Origin of the sequence: Pseudomonas sp. NY15181 (assembly GCF_048068055.1) — a bacterium.
Lineage (GTDB): Bacteria > Pseudomonadota > Gammaproteobacteria > Pseudomonadales > Pseudomonadaceae > Pseudomonas.
Genome location: NZ_JBLUPT010000001.1, coordinates 710,216 through 725,964, shown reverse-complemented (window position 1 = coordinate 725,964; position 15,749 = coordinate 710,216). Strand labels below are relative to the sequence as shown.

Sequence of the window (15,749 nt, the reverse complement as noted above, 5' to 3'; positions counted from 1 at the left end):
CAGGCTCTGGCTGACGTAATGAAGCAATTCATCGATTTCATCCCCCTCATTCTGTTCTTCTTCGTCTACAAGCTCGACCCGCGCAACGTCGAATTCGCCGGCCAGAGCTTCTCGGTCGGCGGCATCTACAGCGCCACCGCCGTGCTGATCGCCGCCTCCGTGGTGGTCTACGGCGTCCTGCTGATCAAGCAGCGCAAGCTGGACAAGGGCCAGTGGGTCACCCTCGCCGCCTGCCTGCTGTTCGGCGGCATGACCCTGGCCTTCCACAGCGAAACCTTCCTCAAATGGAAGGCGCCGGTGGTGAACTGGCTGTTCGCCCTGGCCTTCGCCGGCAGCCATTTCATCGGCGGCCAACCGCTGATCCAGCGGATCATGGGCCACGCGGTGCAGCTCACCGATTCCCTCTGGGCGAAACTGAACGTCGCCTGGGTGCTGTTCTTCCTGATCTGCGGCTGTGTCCAGCTGTTCGTCGCCTTCACCTTCCAGAGCATCTGGGTGGACTTCAAGGTGTTCGGCAGCCTGGGCATGACCCTGCTGTTCCTGATCGGCCAGGGCGTGTTCCTGGCCCGCCACATGCACGACGAACCTACCGGCGAAAAACCCAAGGACTGACATGCTCTACGCGATCATTGCCCGTGATATCACCGCTTCCCAAGAACGTCGCCTGGCCGCTCGCCCCGCGCACATCGCCCGCCTGGAGCAGCTGAAGGAAGAAGGCCGCCTGGTACTGGCCGGCCCGCACCCGGCGATCGACAGCAACGACCCGGGCGCCGCCGGCTTCACCGGCAGCCTGATCGTCGCCGAGTTCGACTCCCTGGCCGCAGCGCAAGCCTGGGCCGACGCCGACCCCTACCGCGCCGCCGGCGTCTATGCCGAGGTCGTGGTCAAGCCGTTCAAGAAAGTCCTGCCGTAACCGCATCCCCCGTTGCAGCCCCGCGGCAAGGACGTTCGCGGGGAATCGCAGCCGGACACCGCCGGGACGGCCGTGTACGGCGGACCATCATCGAACAAGGAGTCCCGATGCGCCGTCTGCCTCTGCTCGTCTGTCTCGCCCTGCCCCTGGTGGCCCAGGCCGAAGACCCCACTCCGGAACAGCCGCCGGCCGCCGCTGTCGAAGTCATCGACGCGGCGAGCACCAGCGCCCATAGCGACCTCGAACGCCGCCTGGCCGAGAGCGAGCAGCAACGCCAGGCGCTGGCGGCCCGACTGAGTGCCCAGTCCGCAGATCGGGACAACCGGCAGGACGAAGCCGCCATCGGCCGTCTGCGCCAGGAGAACCAGCGGCTGAAGCTGCAACTGCGCGAAACCCAGTCGCAACAGCCGCCGCGCCTGCTGACCGAGCAGCAGACCTGGTACGTCACCGGTGGCGCCACCGCCATGCTCGCCTTCCTCCTCGGCGCGCTGAGCCGTGGCAGTCGCCGCCGGCAACGCCGCGAATGGATCAACTGAAAGAACCGATTTCATGAGTGAACTGCTGCTGATCGACGACGACCGCGAGCTCTGCGAGCTGCTCGGCACCTGGCTGGTCCAGGAAGGCTTCAGCATCCGCGCCGCCCATGACGGCGCACAAGCTCGCGCCGCGCTGGCCAGTCGCGCCCCGGACGCGGTCGTGCTCGACGTGATGCTGCCCGACGGCAGCGGGCTGGAGCTGCTCAAGCAATTGCGCGGCGAGCACCCGGACCTGCCGGTGCTGATGCTCTCCGCCCGCGGCGAACCGCTGGACCGCATCCTCGGCCTGGAACTGGGCGCCGACGACTACCTGGCCAAACCCTGCGACCCGCGCGAACTCACCGCCCGCCTGCGCGCCGTATTGCGCCGCAGCCACCCCGCGCAGCCCAGCGCCCAGCTGGAACTGGGCGACCTGGCGCTGAATCTGTCACGCGGCGTGGCCACCATCGGCACGGAAGAGATCAGCCTCACCCTCTCCGAGAGCCGCATCCTCGAAGCCCTGCTGCGCCAGCCGGGCGAGCCGCTGGACAAGCAGGCCCTGGCGCAGCTCGCGCTGGGCCGCAAGCTGACCTTGTACGACCGCAGCCTCGACATGCACGTCAGCAACCTGCGCAAGAAGCTCGGCGGCCACCACGACGGCCGCCCGCGCATCCTCGCCCTGCGCGGCCGCGGGTATTTCTACGCGCCCTGAAGCGCCCCGAAGCGCCCCGGCGGGAGCTTTCGTAAAGTTCGTAGCGACACCTCACGTAATCTTTACCGAAGCTTTACCTGTGACTGACCGCCCTTGACCTTGCCGACCCTAGACTGGGCCCATCCGGTAACGACCGGTCCCTGAAAGGAGAAACACCATGCGCAAGACCCTGACCGCCCTGCTGATCGCCGCCGCCCTGCCGACCGTCGCACTGGCGGCCACTCCCGCGCCGACCGACGCTCCGCCGCCGGCCCCGTACATGAAAGACCATGAACACGGCATGATGCGTGGCGAACGCGGCGGTATGTTCCGCGAACTGAACCTGACCCAGGACCAGCGCCAGCAGATCGGCAAGCTGATGGGCGACTCCATGAAGAATCGCCACGAGATCACCGAGAAGTACTGGAACAAGCTGCCCGAAGCCGACCGCAAGGCCATGCAGGAAGAGCTCAAGGCCAACCGCGAAAAGTCTGAAGCCAGCATCCGCGGCCTGCTGACGCCCGACCAGCAGAAGAAGTTCGACGAACTGAAACAGCAACGCGAGCAGCGCCACGCCGAATGGGAGAAATCCCAGAAAGGCGCCACGACCAACTGATCGTCCAGCCAAGGCACAGGCGCCGGGATATTCCCGGCGTCCTGCTGTCGATGGCGCCCCTAAGAGTCTGCTCACGATCTCGCGAGCTAGAGCAGAACAAGGCAAAAACAGGCGAGGAAGCGGAGTTTACGAATTGTAAATGAGCATTCCGAGCCTGTTTTTAACGCAGTTATGCCGACGCGCAGCAGATCGCGAACAGGCTCTTACGGATACCCCATGCGGCTGAACAGGAAAACCATGCGCTCACTCTTCTGGCGGATCCTCGCTGCCTTCTGGCTCGCCCTGCTGCTGGTGGCCGGACTGTCGATCCTGCTGGGCCGCGCCCTCAACCAGGACACCTGGGTCATCGCCCGCTACCCCGGCCTGCATGACCTCGCCCGGCAATGGACCCTGCTCTACGAGACGCAAGGTCCGGGCGCCGCGCAGCAATTGCTGGAGAGCCGCCGGCAGCAGTACGAACTCTCGGTGCAGGTGCTCGACGAGAGTGGCCAGCGCCTGGTCAACGGCACCTACCTGCCGCGCCCGCCCCGACCGGATGGCTCGTTCAACCGGGAAAACCTGCCACGCTTCCCCTGGCGCCAACTGAGCCAGGAATACGTCAGCCCGCGCACCGACCAGACCTTCCTGTTCATCTACCGCATTCCCCACCCGGCATTGCAGGCCTGGCATCGCAGCAGCCTGCTCTGGCCGCTCAGCGCGCTGGGCATCGCCCTGGTGGTGCTGACCGTGTTCAGCCTGCTGCTGACGCTCTCCATCACCCGCCCGCTGAACCGCCTGCGCCGCGCCGTGCATGACCTCGGCCAGACCGCCTACCAACAGGACAGCCTCGCCCGCCTGTCGCGCCGTGGCGACGAACTGGGCGTGCTGGCGCGCGACTTCAACCGCATGGGCGCCCGCCTGCAGCGCCTGATCAGCAGCCAGCGCCAATTGCTGCGCGACGTTTCCCACGAGTTGCGCTCGCCGCTGGCGCGCTTGCGCATCGCCCTGGCCCTGGCCGAGCGCGCCACGCCCGAGGAGCGCGCCAACATGTGGCCGCGCCTGGAACAGGAATGCGATCGCCTCGAGGCACTGATCAGCGAAATCCTCGCCCTCGCCCGCCTTGACGCCGACCCCGGTCCGGCCAGCCGGATCGACGTGCTGCCGCTGTTCGAACGCCTGCGCGACGATGCCCAGCTGCTTTACCCGGACCAGCGGATCCAACTGGATATCGCGCCGGACCTGGCGCTGGACGGCTGGCCCGACATGCTCGAACGCGCCCTCGACAACCTGCTGCGCAATGCCCTGCGCTTCAATCCCGCCGAGCGGCCGCTGGAGGTGCACGCCCAGGTCGACGGCGAACGCCTGCACATCAACCTGCGTGACCACGGCCCCGGCGCCAGCGAGGAGCACCTGGCGCAGCTGGGCGAGCCCTTCTTCCGCGCGCCCAACCAGAGCAGCCCCGGCCATGGCCTGGGCCTGGCCATCGCCCGCCGCGCCATCGAACGCCACGGCGGCCGGCTGCGCCTGGGCAATCATCCCGACGGCGGCTTCCAGGCCAGCCTCGACCTGCCTCTTCACCGGCCTGCCGCCTGAGCGACACCCCGATTTCCGGAGACCCAGCATGAGCTTTCCCGCCCTGGCTACCCCGTTCCCGCAAGCCCCCGTGCCGCCCGTCGCGCGGCCATTCGGCGCCCCGCCGGACGACCCGCAGAGCCTGGTACTGGCCGTTGAACTGGCGCGCCTGGCCGCGCAGTGGCGCGAGCGCTGGCCCGGCCTGCGCCTGAACCTGCCGCAATCGGGCACCTGGCCACTGGAAAGCTGGCCCGAGGCCCTGCGCGGGGCACTGGACGCGCTGTTGCAGGCCGCGCTGCAGCGACGGCCGAACGCCGCGCTGGAGCTGACGCTCAGCTCAACGCGGGGGCTCTTGAGAGTGGATCTGCAGGGCCACGACCCGCAGGCGCGGGCCTGGCTGCCGGACGCCCTGCGCCCGGCTCAGCGCCTTGCCGTCTGGCAGGGCGGACGCCTGCTGTGGCGCGCCCACGGCAAGGGCTGGAAGATTCGCCTGGGGCTGCCGCTCAGCCCTGCCAGGCGCTGACGAAGGCCGCCGGGTCGAGCGGTGTCGGCCGGCGCAGCTCGCCGATCGGCGTGCCCAGGTAGATGAAGCCGACGATGCGCTCGTTGGCCGCCAGCCCCAAGCCTTCCCGCACGAACGGATCGAACGCCATGGCGCCGGTGCGCCACATCGCGCCCAGCCCCTGCGCATAGGCAGCCTCGACGATGCCGTAGGCGGCACAGCCGGCGGCCAGCCACTGCTCGATTTCCGGCACCTTCGGGTGCTCCTGCAGGCGCGCCACGGCAACCACCAGGGTCGGCGCGCGCATCGGCATGGCCCGCGCCTTGGCCAGCGCCTCGGGTGCCGCGTCAGGCTGCTCCGCCTGCAACGCACGGGCGAACAACTCGCCCAGGCGCGCGCGCGCATCCCCTTCCACGGTCAGGAAGCGCCAGGGGCGCAGCTGGCCGTGGTCCGGCGCACGCAGCGCGGCACGGAACAGGCCATCCAGCTGTTCGGCGGACGGCGCCGGCTCACCCAGGCGAGCGTGGGATACACGGTTGTGCAACGCGTCGAGAGCCTCCATGGGCTACCTCCAGACAAACTCGAAAGGCGCCATTGTAGACGCAAAGGGTTCGCATTTTCCCAGCGCTCGATGCGCCATCAGGCTACCCGGTCCGGCGACAGTGTCGGCATCACCGGCGGCGTCAGCGGCGGCAACCCGTAGGCGGCGCGGGCGGCATCGCAGTTGGGGTTGTGGACGCCATCGGTCCAGGACGCTTCGAATTCCCGGCAGGTCGAGGAGCGCTGCTCGTACATCGTGCAGCGTACGCCGCAGCCGACGTCGCCGAGCAGGCCGACACAACGCACCGGGCGAACTTCGGTGCCGCGCATGGCGACCATGTGGGGGCTGACCTGGACGACCTGATCATCCGGCACGACGCCACCGGAGGATTGGCACTCGCCAAAATAGAAGGACACACGGAAATGCGCGCAGCAGGCGCCGCAATTCAGACACGGATTGTTATTGGACATGGATGCGGATGCACCAGAGAAACCGGCGAGCGCCGGCGGGCTGCGCAAGATTCTATCCATCCCGTTGCGCTTGTGAAGAGGGCAGATTCACTCGGTTTACACTTGCCCGACGGCAGGTAGAATGGCCGGTTCCCCCGACACCCGAGCTCCGCCGCATGGCCCTGCCGACACTACGCACCCTAGGATTCATCATCGGCATCTTCGTGATCACCCTGGCCGTCGCCATGCTGATCCCGATGGCCACCCTGCTCTACTACGGGCGCGGCAGCGAACTGCATCCCTACATCTGGTCCGCGATCATCACGTTCACCTGCGGACTGGGCATGGTCCTCCCCGGCCGCCCGGAGCAAGTGCACCTGCGCCCGCGGGACATGTACATGCTCACGGTGTCGAGCTGGGTGATCGTCTGCTTCTTCTCCGCCCTGCCCTTCATGTTCGCCCGGCACATCAGCTTCACCGACGCGATCTTCGAGAGCATGTCCGGCATCACCGCCACCGGCTCCACCGTGCTCAGCGGGCTGGACAGCATGTCGCCGGGCATCCTGATCTGGCGCTCGCTGCTGCACTGGCTGGGCGGCATCGGCTTCATCGGCATGGCGGTGGCGATCCTGCCGATGCTGCGCATCGGTGGCATGCGCCTGTTCCAGACCGAGTCCTCGGACCGCTCCGACAAGGTCATGCCGCGCTCGCACATGGTGGCCAAGTACATCGTCGGGGTGTACGTGGGCATCACCATCCTCGGCGCACTGGCCCTTTGGTGGGCCGGCATGGGCCTGTTCGACGCGGTGAACCACGCCATGTCGGCGATCTCCACCGGAGGCTTCTCCACCTCCGACCAGTCGCTGGCCAAGTGGCACCAGCCGGCGGTGCACTGGGTGGCGGTGGTGATCATGATCCTCGGCAGCCTTCCCTTCGTGCTCTACGTGGCCACCCTGCGCGGCCACCGCAAGGCGCTGCTCAAGGACCACCAGGTCCATGGCTTCCTCGCGATACTGCTGTTCACCTGGCTGGTGATGGGCACCTGGTATGCGGTGAACTCCGACCTGGCCTGGCAGGACGCCTTCCGCATCGTCGCGGTGAACGTCACCTCGGTGATGACCACCACCGGCTTCGCCCTGGGCGACTACAGCCTGTGGGGGCATTTCTCGATCATGCTGTTCTTCTACCTGGGCTTCATCGGTGGCTGCTCCGGCTCCACCGCCGGCGGCATCAAGATCTTCCGCTTCCAGGTCGCCTTCACCCTGCTGCGCGCCAGCCTCTACCAGCTGATCCACCCGCGCGCGGTGATCAAGCAGAGCTACAACGGCCACCGCCTGGACGAAGAGATCGTCCGCTCGATCCTGACCTTCTCGTTCTTCTTCGGCGGCACCGTCGGCATGCTTGCACTGGGCCTGTCGTTCCTCGGCCTGGACTGGATGACCGCGCTGACCGGCGCGGCCAGCACCGTGGCCGGCGTGGGGCCGGGCATGGGGCCGATCATCGGCCCGTCGGGCAACTTCGCGCCGCTGCCGGATGCCGCCAAATGGCTGCTCAGCGCCGGCATGCTGTTCGGCCGGCTGGAGATCATCACCGTGCTGGTGCTGTTCACCCCGGCGTTCTGGCGGCACTGAGTTCTGGGAACCCACGCGTAGGGCGTACAACCGTTCGCGGTTGTACGCCGATACACCTGATGCCATCGCTGGTGCCAAGACCAGGCTCGGAGCGCCTTGGGACCAGGGTCAATCGGCGTATAGCGTCGAACGTTATACGCCCTACGCTCTTCCCTACCGGCGCCTAAAGCCCCTCCCGGTACTCCCCCGGCGTCATCCCGAACCAGCGGCGGAACGCCCGGAAGAAATTGCTCGGCTCGGAAAACCCCAGCAGGTACGCGATCTCCAGCAGCGTCATGCGCGGCGTGGCCAGGTACTGCTGGGCCAGTTCGCGGCGGGTATCGTCGAGCAGTTGCTGGTAGCTGGTGCCCTCCTCCTGCAGGCGCCGCTGCAAGGTGCGCTCGGACAGGTACAGCGCCTGCGCCACGCTCTCGCGCCTGGGCTCGCCCTGGGGCAGCAGGCGGCACAGCACCTGGCGGGTCTGGTGGCTGAAGCGGCTGCTGACGAAGCGGGCCAGGTACTCCCCGGCGAATCGGTCGTGCAGGCGCGCCAGCTCCTCGTTGGCGGTAGGCAGCGGCGCGCCCATGTCCTCGTGGGAGAACAGCATGGCGCAGTGCGTGTGGCCGAAAACCAGCGGCGCCTGGAACAGCTCGCGATAAGGCGCGGCATCCCGCGGCGGCTCGCCGGCCAGGTGGACTTCCAGTGGTTTGATCGGGCGCCCGGTGATCCAGCGCAGCATGCTGATCAGGCTGGCCAGCGCACACTCGGCGCTCTGCCTGGGCACCGGCAGGCGGTCGCCATGCACCACGATGCGGTACAGGCAGCCTTCGGGCAGGCGGCGGAAGGTCAGGTCGGCGCCCTCGGCGATGATCCGCTGGTAGCGCTCCAGGCGTTCGAAGCCCTCGCCCAGGTTGCGGCTGGACATCAGCGCATAACCCACCACCGGAAACGCCGGGGTGTGCACGCGGGCGATGTTCAGGCCGATGGCCGGGTTGCCGGACAGCTCCACCGCGCGGTTCCACAGGCGGCTCATGGCGTCCTGCGGGTAGCGTGCATCGGGGTCGTCGAGGGCGGTGAAATCCAGCCCCAGCTCGGCGAACAACGCACGGCTATCCAGGCCTTCCAGCTCCAGCGACTGGACAATCCCCCGCACCCAGCTCGACAGGGTTGTACGCTCAGGCATGCTCGATTCTTCTAGTTATGCTGATGACTCGCGCCAGAGGCGCGGCGTAGCGGGATACTAAACTGGCCCCCTATGTCATCCGCAAGTCCGCAGGCCCGCGCCTACACTGGGCCACCACAACAACAGGAGGTGCGCCATGAGCACCCGGACCGCCGATCGCTTCCAGAGCTTTGCCGAGTTCTACCCCTACTACCTGCAGGAGCACAGCAACCCGACCTGCCGCCGCCTGCACTACGTGGGCAGCCTGCTGGTGCTGTCCCTGCTCGCCTACGCCATCGTCAGCGGGCAATGGCTGTGGCTGCTGGCTTTGCCGTTTGCCGGCTACGGCTTCGCCTGGGTCGGGCATTTCGTGTTCGAGAAGAACCGCCCGGCCACTTTCAAGTACCCGCTGTGGTCCCTCATGGGTGACTGGGTGATGCTCAAGGACGCCTTCACCGGGCGCATCCGCTTCTGAGAACCTGCTTACGATCTGCTGCGCGTCGGCATAACTGCGTTGGAATCGGTCTCGGAGCCGCTTGCGGCTAACGCACTTCAGTGCGGCCCCGAAGGGGCGAGCGAGTCATGCTCATTTACTGCGAGTAAACTCCGCTCCCTCAACCGATTGACTCGCTACGCTCGCCCTTCGGGCCAGCCTAAAGGCTGTTACTCCCGTTAGTCATTGCGCCTTGTTCTGCTCTAGCTCGCGAGATCGTAAACAGGTTCTGAGCCGCTGGTGAGTCCTCAGCGCGCGGCGTTACGCTGCCCCGTGCGCTCGAACAGCATCGCCTGCACTTCCCCGCCGGCATGCTGCGCCACCCGCCGCCAGTTGGCCGGCACGTCGGGAATCTCGTTGTCGTCGTAGCGGCTCATTACCAGCCAGACCCGCCCCTCGTCCTGCGGCAGATCGGCCAGGCGATCGACGAAGGAATGCCGCCGATCGTCGATCAGCGAGCCGAAGCCGTAGTGGGTCGGGCGCCCGGAGGAGCCATCGTCCGCCGGCGCGGTGTACAGCAGCGGCTCGCTGCCGGTGTGGTTGTAATAACGGAAGGCCAGGTACCAGAGGATGTCGTCCACCACGATGCGGTCACCGCCGCGATAGTGCGTGTTGACGTAGGCGACCATACCATCGAACTGCTCGTCCGGGTCGGCGTCGTAGAGACGCCCAAGCCCCGAGCATTCCAGGCCCAGCACCGTCACCAGCAGTGCCGCGCCCAAGACCTGGCGCGATGCCAGCAGGCGGTCCAGCCCCAGCGCCAGGAGCAGCGGCAGGCCGAGGGCGAAGGCCGTCAGATAGCGCTCGACGAACACCGACGAGACGAACGACACGCCATACAGCATCAGCAGCGGCAGGCCGCAGTAGAGCGCCGCCAGCACGCCGACGCGCTGGCGGCTGCGATCTCGGCGCAGCACCAGCAGCATCATCGCCACGAGCAAAACGGGCACGCCCAGCAGCAAGGGCCAGGGCAGTTCGTTGCCATCCGATTGCGCCAGCCATTGCCAGAGCATGGAGGGCACCGACAACGCGTCCACCGGCGGCTCCCAGCCCACGTCACCACCCGCCACCAGATCGGCCATGTGCCGGGCCAGGTCGAGCATCCCCGGGAGCCAGGGCAGGAACAGCGCGGCTACGGCCAGGTTGGCCAGCCACCAGTCGCGCCGCCGCAGCGGGCTGTCCGGCAGCGACGCCAGCCAGAGCCAGTGCACCAGCAGCCCGAACACACTGAAGTAATGGGTGTAGAACGCCGCCGCCATCAGCAGCACATAGGCCACCAGGTAACGCCGCCGCTCCGTGTCCAGCCAGTAGAGCAACGCCAGGGTCGCCGCCAGCAGCCAGCACCCCAGCAGCGAATACATGCGCACTTCCTGGCTGTAGCGCACCGCAGTGGGCAGCAGCGCCAGCAGCAAGGTGGCGAGGAAGGCCGCGCGGCGGCTGGCAAGCCGCCAGGCCAGCCAGCCGCCGAGGAATACCGCCAGCGAGCCGAACACCGCGCTCAGCAGGCGCAACGCCAGCACGCCCTCGCCCAGCACCTGCACCCACAGGTGCAGCAGGAAGAAGTACAGCGGCGGGTGCACGTCGTGGGCGGCGTGATGCCAGAGTTCCAACGGCGAATAGAGGGCCAGGAGCAGGCTGGAGCTTTCATCGCCCCAGATCGCCGATGCGGTCAGCTCGTGAAGGCGCAGGACAGTGGCGAGCACCAGCAGTGGCACAAACCACCATTGGCGCAACAAAGCGGGCAGATTCGGCGGCTCGCGGGACGACATCGCAGTCTCATCGAAAAGAAGTTCCTGTCGCTGAGTGTAAGCCAGCCTCGGCCCGGTTACCGACGGATCAGCAACTCCCGCGCCCGCGCCTGGTCTTCCGGCGCCAACTCCGCCAGCAACTCCACCTCGCCGGCGATCAGCGCGCCCACCGGCACACCCTCGCGGTAGAGCACCCGGTTGCCGGCCAACGCCGGCACCTTGCGCCCCGGCAGCAGGGTGCCGGACAGGTTCAGCGGGTCCACCGCCGAGACCACCACCCACTCACCGCTGGCCCCGCGGCGACGCACCTCGCGCAGCAGGCCGACGGCCTCGGGCAGGGCGAACTGCTCGCCGGTAAGCCCGGCAACGAAGCGCCCACCACGGATTTCCCCGCGCGCCTCCAGGCGGTGATAGACCCGCAGCAGGTCGCGCCACGGCGGCAGCCAGTCGGCCTCGCGGTCGAGCAGGCGCCAGCAGACCACTCCATAGCGGCGCAGCAGGGTCATGGCGACGTGCTCAAGGGTCTCCGCCGGCAGCCGTGCGCCCGGCTCCAGCGTGGTTCGGCGCAACAACGCCCAGCGCCCTGCATCGGCCATGCCGAACAGCGGCGTGCGCGAGCGCCGTTGCGAGTGGCGCCGCGCGGCCGGCATCAGCAGCGCACGCAGGCCGGCAAAGCTGTCGGCATTCACCCGCCCGGCCGCCACCAGTTCACCCAGCACGGTTTCCAGCTCGGTGCGCAGCAGGTGGCTGTCGCTGGCCAGTTCGTCGAAGAAGGACGCGCCGTGCTCCTTGAGCACCTCCAGCACCTTGTTGGCCTTGGCGGACAGCTCGGCCTCCGGCTGCGCCGCGCCCAGTGAACTCCACAGCGCCATCTGCGCGCGCGGCAGCAGGACGATGGGTGTGCTCTTGAGCGGCCCGCTCCGGCCACGGGCCGAACTGCGGCTGGGCAGGCGCGCCCAGACCAGCCGACCGGCGCGGCACAGGTCATCCAGCCAGTTGATGCCGTAATCCGCCACGCGGCTGGGCAGGATGTCGCTCTCCCAGGCGCCGGCGGCGGCCTGGAAGCCCTCCAACTGGCTCAGCACGCCGGCCAGGGACTCCGCGCCACGCACCCGCGAGCCGCTGGAGACGCGTTGCCAGTCGAACAGGAAACGCATGAAATCGGCGCGCTGCACCGGCTCGATCTCCCGGCGCAGGCGCTTGACCGTGTAGCGATGGATGCGCGCCAGCAGGTGACGCTCGCACCACTCCTCCTCGCGCGCCCCCGGCGTGAAGCGTCCGCGCAGCACGTAGCCTTCGCGCTCCAGGCTGGCCAGGGCGAAGCCGGTAGCGCCGCTGGCAATGCCCAGGTCGTCGGCCAACTCGCGCAGCAGACGCGGACCGAAGCCGGTGAGCCGCGCGCGCACCAGTTCGACCTGCGCTTCGTCCGCCGCGCAGGTCTCGCGCAGTGTCGGCGGCAGATCGAGCACAGGCGTCATGGCCACCTGTGGGTGCAACGCCTGCCACTGGCTGAGCCGCTCCGCCGCCACCCAAACCTCTCCAACCGGCAATGACAGACGTGTCGCCCTGCCCACCTTGACCAGCGCCTTGAGCAACTGGGGCCAGCCCTCGTTGGCCTGCGCCTCGCTATCACGGATGCCACCCAGTCCGGTCAGCGCCTCGTGCATCTCGTCGGCATCGCGGGCTTCCGGCCAGGCTTCGGCGCGCACCGCGGCAATGGCTTCCGCATCCAGCGCACCCAGGTCATCGGCGCTCTCCGGATCGGTCCAGCGGCGGCTCTGTACGGCCTGGGTACGACGCTCCTCCAGCGGCGCGTCGTCGAGGAAGGCGTAGGGGCTGGCCGACAGCACTTCCGCCGCCAGCGGCGAAGGCGCCGGCAGGTCGCGCGCCAGTAAGGTCACCTCGCCGCGCTCCATGCGCCGCAGCAGGGCCAGCCAGCCTTCGCAGTCCATCGCCTCGTGCAGGCAGTCATCGAGGGTCTGCGCCACCAGCGGATGATCGGGAATCTCGCGCTCGCCGACGATGTTCTCCAGGCAGGCCACCTGGTCGGGGAACACCGAGGCCAGCAGGTCCTCGCTGCGCATGCGTTGCAATTGCGGGGCGACCTTGCGCCCGCCGCTGTAGCGCGGCAGGGCCAGTGCCGTGGTGGCGTTCCAGCGCCAGCGCACGCCGAACAGCGGTGCATCGAGCAGCGCCTGGATCAGCACCTGTTCGGCGCTGTTGGCGTGCAGGTAGCGCCAGACTTCCTCCAGCGGGAAGCTGTGGCTGGTGGACAGCGACAGGATGATGGCGTTTTCGGTGGCAGCAGCCTGCAACTCGAAATTGAAGGTGCGGCAGAAGCGCTTGCGCAGCGCCAGGCCCCAGGCGCGATTGAGACGGCTGCCGAAAGGCGAATGGATCACCAGCTGCATGCCGCCGGATTCGTCGAAGAAGCGTTCGAGGATCAGCGTCTGCTGGGTCGGCAGTGCGCCGAGGGCGTAGCGGGCGCGGGCCAGGTACTCCACCAGTTGGCGGGCCACGCCTTCGTCCAGCTGCAGTTCGTCCTGCAACCAATCCATGGCCAGAGCCAAGGGCTTGGCATCGCCCTCGCCCTGGGTGAGCAGCTCATCCAGCCGTGCTCGCAGGCGTGCGACGCTGAACGACAGTTCATCGCTGCGGCCGGGCGCCTCGCCGAGCCAGAAGGGAATGTTCGGCGGCTGGCCCTGGGCATCCTCGACGCGCACCCGGCCCGGCTCGATGCGCAGGATGCGGTAGGAGATATTGCCCAGCTGGAACACATCGCCGGCCAGGCTTTCCACGGCGAAATCCTCGTTCACCGTGCCTACGGTCAGGCCCTGGGGCTCCAGCAGCACGGCGTAGTCACCGGTATCGGGGATGGTGCCGCCGGAGGTCACCGCCGTCAGCTTGGCGCCGCGCCGGCCGCGCAGACGCTGGTGCACGGCGTCGCGATGCAGGTAGGCGCCGCGCTGGCCGATGCGGCTGGCGTAGCCCTCGGCGAGGGTACGCAGCAGGGCGTCGAACTGTTTGCGGGTCAGACCGGCATAGGGTTGGGCGGCGGTGAACAGCTCGAACAGCGCGTCCTCGCCCCACTCGCGGCAGGCCACTTCGGCGACGATCTGCTGCGCCAGCACATCCAGCGGCGCGCGCGGAATCGTCAGCGCGTCCAGCTCGTCGCGGCGCACGCTGTCGAGCAGCGCCACGCACTCGATCAGGTCATCCCGCGAAGCCGGGAACAGCCTTCCCTTGGGCGTGCCGCCGACGCTGTGCCCGGAACGCCCGACGCGCTGCAGGAAGGCGGCGATGGAACGCGGCGAACCGAGCTGGCAGACCAGTTCGACCTCACCGATGTCGATGCCCAGCTCCAGCGACGCGGTGGCCACCAGCACCCTCAGCTGGCCGGCCTTGAGCCGCCGCTCGGCGCCCAGGCGCAGCTCCTTGGACAGGCTGCCGTGGTGCGCCGCCACCCAGCCGGCGCCGATGCGCTCGGCCAGGTGCCGGGTGACCCGCTCGGCCTGGCGCCGGGTGTTGACGAACACCAGGGTGGTGCGGTGTTCCTCGGCCAATTCGGCGAGCCGGTCGTAGACCTTGTCCCAGACATCGTGGGACATCACCGCCTCCAGCGGCGCTGGCGGCACTTCCAGGTTCAGGTCGCGCTGGCGGCTGTAGCCGATGTCGATGATCCGGCAGGCCGCATGGCGCCCGACCAGGAATGCCGCCACCGCCGAGAGGGGTTTCTGCGTGGCGGACAGGCCGATGCGCACCGGCGGTGCATCGCACAGTGCCTGCAAACGCTCCAGAGACAATGCCAGGTGGCTGCCGCGCTTGCTCGCCGCCAGGGCGTGGATTTCGTCGACGATCACGCTGCGCGCGCCGGCCAGCATGGCGCGGCCGGAGTCGGAGCCGAGCAGCACGTAGAGCGATTCCGGGGTGGTGACCAGGATGTGCGGCACCTGCCGGCGCATCGCCTCGCGTTCGCTGGAGGGGGTGTCGCCGGTGCGCACGGCGGTGCGGATGTCCACCTCCGGCAGCCTCTGCTCGCGCAAGGCGGCGCGGATGCCGGCCAGCGGCTCCTCCAGGTTGATGCGGATGTCGTTGGACAGTGCCTTGAGCGGCGAGACGTAGACCACGGTGGTACGGTCCGGCAGCGCGCCGCCGTTGGCCAGCCCTTCGCGCACCAGCGCATCGATGGCGGCGAGGAAGGCGGTAAGCGTCTTGCCCGAGCCGGTGGGCGCGGCCACCAGGGTCGAATCGCCGGCCTGGATCGCCGGCCACGCCAACACCTGCGCCTGGGTCGGCGCGGCGAAATGGGCGCGGAACCAGGCGGCCACCGCCGGGTGGAAGGCGGCCAGCGCGTCGTCCCGGCGGCGCGAGGAAAGCGAGGTGGAGGTCATGGCCTCACTATGGTGGCGCGCGAAGCCGCTCACAAGGACCGCCGATCGTGGCTCGCCGCCGACCGCGCTTCCCGCTACGCTGCGCAGAACGGCACCCGGACAGACTGACATGAGCGAAAAAGACCGCGACTGGTACTGGCAGCAGGTCAAGCAACAGAACCAGAAACAGGCCCAGCAGGAAGAGCGTCAACGGCGCAACTGGCGCCAGTGGGTCAGGCCGCTGCTCTGGCTGCTCATCCCGCTGCTGCTCATCGCTGCGGGTACCGCGCTCTGGCGTAACCCTGCCAGCCAGCTCTGGCTGCAGGAGCGCTGGGTGCTGCTGCAAAGCCGCCTGGGCCTGGCCAGCACGACTGAAAGCACCGCCCCCGCCCCGTCTCGCTATACCGACAGCCCGCGCACGCTGGCGCAGTGCATCAAGCCGGGCAATGTGATCGATGACGAGGTGCGGGCCTGCGTGAAGGGGTATCGGCCGAAGACCTGGTGACCGACTTCGGCATGCTTTTGTAGGAGCGGAGCTTGTCCGCGATTTTCCCCTGAAGAAAAGTATCGCGACGGAACTCCAGCCGA

The 15,749-nt window shown here is 68.2% G+C and carries 15 protein-coding genes; 10 read left to right on the top strand and 5 right to left on the bottom strand.

Annotation, left to right across the window (positions count from 1 at the left end):
- The first annotated feature begins 18 nt into the window (after positions 1-18).
- From ACNFBT_RS03365 to ACNFBT_RS03335, 7 genes are all read left to right on the top strand, one after another.
- The gene (locus tag ACNFBT_RS03365) at positions 19-612 is read left to right on the top strand and encodes a septation protein A (RefSeq protein WP_416746425.1); all 594 of its coding nucleotides are present in this window, start codon (positions 19-21) and stop codon (positions 610-612) included.
- A gap of 1 nt (position 613) precedes the next feature.
- Positions 614-913 (top strand): YciI family protein, encoded by a 300-nt coding sequence (locus ACNFBT_RS03360; RefSeq protein ID WP_037011035.1) that lies wholly within the window; start codon positions 614-616, stop codon positions 911-913.
- A gap of 107 nt (positions 914-1,020) precedes the next feature.
- The gene (locus tag ACNFBT_RS03355) at positions 1,021-1,449 is read left to right on the top strand and encodes a translation initiation factor 2 (IF-2, GTPase) (RefSeq protein WP_416746424.1); all 429 of its coding nucleotides are present in this window, start codon (positions 1,021-1,023) and stop codon (positions 1,447-1,449) included.
- Positions 1,450-1,462: 13 nt separating this feature from the next.
- On the top strand, positions 1,463-2,140 hold the full coding sequence (locus tag ACNFBT_RS03350) for a response regulator transcription factor (RefSeq protein ID WP_416746422.1): 678 nt from the start codon (positions 1,463-1,465) through the stop codon (positions 2,138-2,140).
- Between the two features lie 157 nt (positions 2,141-2,297).
- Positions 2,298-2,735, top strand: a complete 438-nt coding sequence (locus ACNFBT_RS03345; RefSeq protein ID WP_416746421.1) for a Spy/CpxP family protein refolding chaperone — start codon at positions 2,298-2,300, stop codon at positions 2,733-2,735.
- Between the two features lie 237 nt (positions 2,736-2,972).
- Positions 2,973-4,307, top strand: a complete 1,335-nt coding sequence (locus ACNFBT_RS03340) for a sensor histidine kinase (protein ID WP_416746419.1) — start codon at positions 2,973-2,975, stop codon at positions 4,305-4,307.
- Between the two features lie 28 nt (positions 4,308-4,335).
- A complete protein-coding gene (locus tag ACNFBT_RS03335; RefSeq protein ID WP_416746418.1) occupies positions 4,336-4,809 on the top strand; it encodes a hypothetical protein in 474 nt (157 codons plus the stop codon).
- On the opposite strand, the gene ACNFBT_RS03330 is transcribed toward ACNFBT_RS03335, so the two are convergent.
- Both ACNFBT_RS03330 and ACNFBT_RS03325 read right to left on the bottom strand, forming a co-directional pair.
- Positions 4,790-5,350 (bottom strand): nitroreductase family protein, encoded by a 561-nt coding sequence (locus ACNFBT_RS03330; RefSeq protein ID WP_416746417.1) that lies wholly within the window; start codon positions 5,348-5,350, stop codon positions 4,790-4,792. The genes ACNFBT_RS03335 and ACNFBT_RS03330 overlap by 20 nt on opposite strands.
- 77 nt (positions 5,351-5,427) lie before the next feature.
- Positions 5,428-5,799 carry a YkgJ family cysteine cluster protein gene (locus ACNFBT_RS03325; RefSeq protein WP_416746416.1) on the bottom strand — a complete coding sequence of 124 codons (372 nt, stop codon included), beginning with the start codon at positions 5,797-5,799 and terminating at the stop codon, positions 5,428-5,430.
- A 155-nt stretch (positions 5,800-5,954) separates the two neighbouring features.
- Here ACNFBT_RS03325 and ACNFBT_RS03320 point away from each other — a divergent pair, with 155 nt between their 5' ends.
- On the top strand, positions 5,955-7,409 hold the full coding sequence (locus tag ACNFBT_RS03320) for a TrkH family potassium uptake protein (RefSeq protein WP_416746415.1): 1,455 nt from the start codon (positions 5,955-5,957) through the stop codon (positions 7,407-7,409).
- A 163-nt stretch (positions 7,410-7,572) separates the two neighbouring features.
- On the opposite strand, the gene ACNFBT_RS03315 is transcribed toward ACNFBT_RS03320, so the two are convergent.
- Positions 7,573-8,571, bottom strand: coding sequence for an AraC family transcriptional regulator (locus ACNFBT_RS03315; protein WP_416746414.1), 999 nt, complete (start codon positions 8,569-8,571; stop codon positions 7,573-7,575).
- A gap of 136 nt (positions 8,572-8,707) precedes the next feature.
- Between ACNFBT_RS03315 and ACNFBT_RS03310 the strand changes: the two genes are divergently transcribed.
- Positions 8,708-9,025 (top strand): Mpo1-like protein, encoded by a 318-nt coding sequence (locus ACNFBT_RS03310; RefSeq protein ID WP_416746413.1) that lies wholly within the window; start codon positions 8,708-8,710, stop codon positions 9,023-9,025.
- A 266-nt stretch (positions 9,026-9,291) separates the two neighbouring features.
- Here ACNFBT_RS03310 and ACNFBT_RS03305 read toward each other — a convergent pair whose 3' ends face one another.
- Positions 9,292-10,812 (bottom strand): glycosyltransferase family 39 protein, encoded by a 1,521-nt coding sequence (locus ACNFBT_RS03305; RefSeq protein WP_416746412.1) that lies wholly within the window; start codon positions 10,810-10,812, stop codon positions 9,292-9,294.
- A 56-nt stretch (positions 10,813-10,868) separates the two neighbouring features.
- Positions 10,869-15,182 (bottom strand): DEAD/DEAH box helicase, encoded by a 4,314-nt coding sequence (locus tag ACNFBT_RS03300; RefSeq protein ID WP_416746411.1) that lies wholly within the window; start codon positions 15,180-15,182, stop codon positions 10,869-10,871.
- A 109-nt stretch (positions 15,183-15,291) separates the two neighbouring features.
- Between ACNFBT_RS03300 and ACNFBT_RS03295 the strand changes: the two genes are divergently transcribed.
- On the top strand, positions 15,292-15,666 hold the full coding sequence (locus ACNFBT_RS03295) for a hypothetical protein (RefSeq protein WP_416746410.1): 375 nt from the start codon (positions 15,292-15,294) through the stop codon (positions 15,664-15,666).
- Positions 15,667-15,749 lie beyond the last annotated feature (83 nt).

Coding starts and splice junctions, on each gene's coding strand:
- ACNFBT_RS03330 (WP_416746417.1), bottom strand. CDS start 5,350: ATGGAGGCTCTCGACGCGTTGCACAACCGTGTATCCCACGCTCGCCTG.
- ACNFBT_RS03305 (WP_416746412.1), bottom strand. CDS start 10,812: ATGTCGTCCCGCGAGCCGCCGAATCTGCCCGCTTTGTTGCGCCAATGG.
- ACNFBT_RS03360 (WP_037011035.1), top strand. CDS start 614: ATGCTCTACGCGATCATTGCCCGTGATATCACCGCTTCCCAAGAACGT.
- ACNFBT_RS03335 (WP_416746418.1), top strand. CDS start 4,336: ATGAGCTTTCCCGCCCTGGCTACCCCGTTCCCGCAAGCCCCCGTGCCG.
- ACNFBT_RS03340 (WP_416746419.1), top strand. CDS start 2,973: ATGCGCTCACTCTTCTGGCGGATCCTCGCTGCCTTCTGGCTCGCCCTG.
- ACNFBT_RS03355 (WP_416746424.1), top strand. CDS start 1,021: ATGCGCCGTCTGCCTCTGCTCGTCTGTCTCGCCCTGCCCCTGGTGGCC.
- ACNFBT_RS03300 (WP_416746411.1), bottom strand. CDS start 15,182: ATGACCTCCACCTCGCTTTCCTCGCGCCGCCGGGACGACGCGCTGGCC.
- ACNFBT_RS03315 (WP_416746414.1), bottom strand. CDS start 8,571: ATGCCTGAGCGTACAACCCTGTCGAGCTGGGTGCGGGGGATTGTCCAG.
- ACNFBT_RS03325 (WP_416746416.1), bottom strand. CDS start 5,799: ATGTCCAATAACAATCCGTGTCTGAATTGCGGCGCCTGCTGCGCGCAT.
- ACNFBT_RS03350 (WP_416746422.1), top strand. CDS start 1,463: ATGAGTGAACTGCTGCTGATCGACGACGACCGCGAGCTCTGCGAGCTG.
- ACNFBT_RS03320 (WP_416746415.1), top strand. CDS start 5,955: ATGGCCCTGCCGACACTACGCACCCTAGGATTCATCATCGGCATCTTC.
- ACNFBT_RS03365 (WP_416746425.1), top strand. CDS start 19: ATGAAGCAATTCATCGATTTCATCCCCCTCATTCTGTTCTTCTTCGTC.
- ACNFBT_RS03345 (WP_416746421.1), top strand. CDS start 2,298: ATGCGCAAGACCCTGACCGCCCTGCTGATCGCCGCCGCCCTGCCGACC.
- ACNFBT_RS03295 (WP_416746410.1), top strand. CDS start 15,292: ATGAGCGAAAAAGACCGCGACTGGTACTGGCAGCAGGTCAAGCAACAG.
- ACNFBT_RS03310 (WP_416746413.1), top strand. CDS start 8,708: ATGAGCACCCGGACCGCCGATCGCTTCCAGAGCTTTGCCGAGTTCTAC.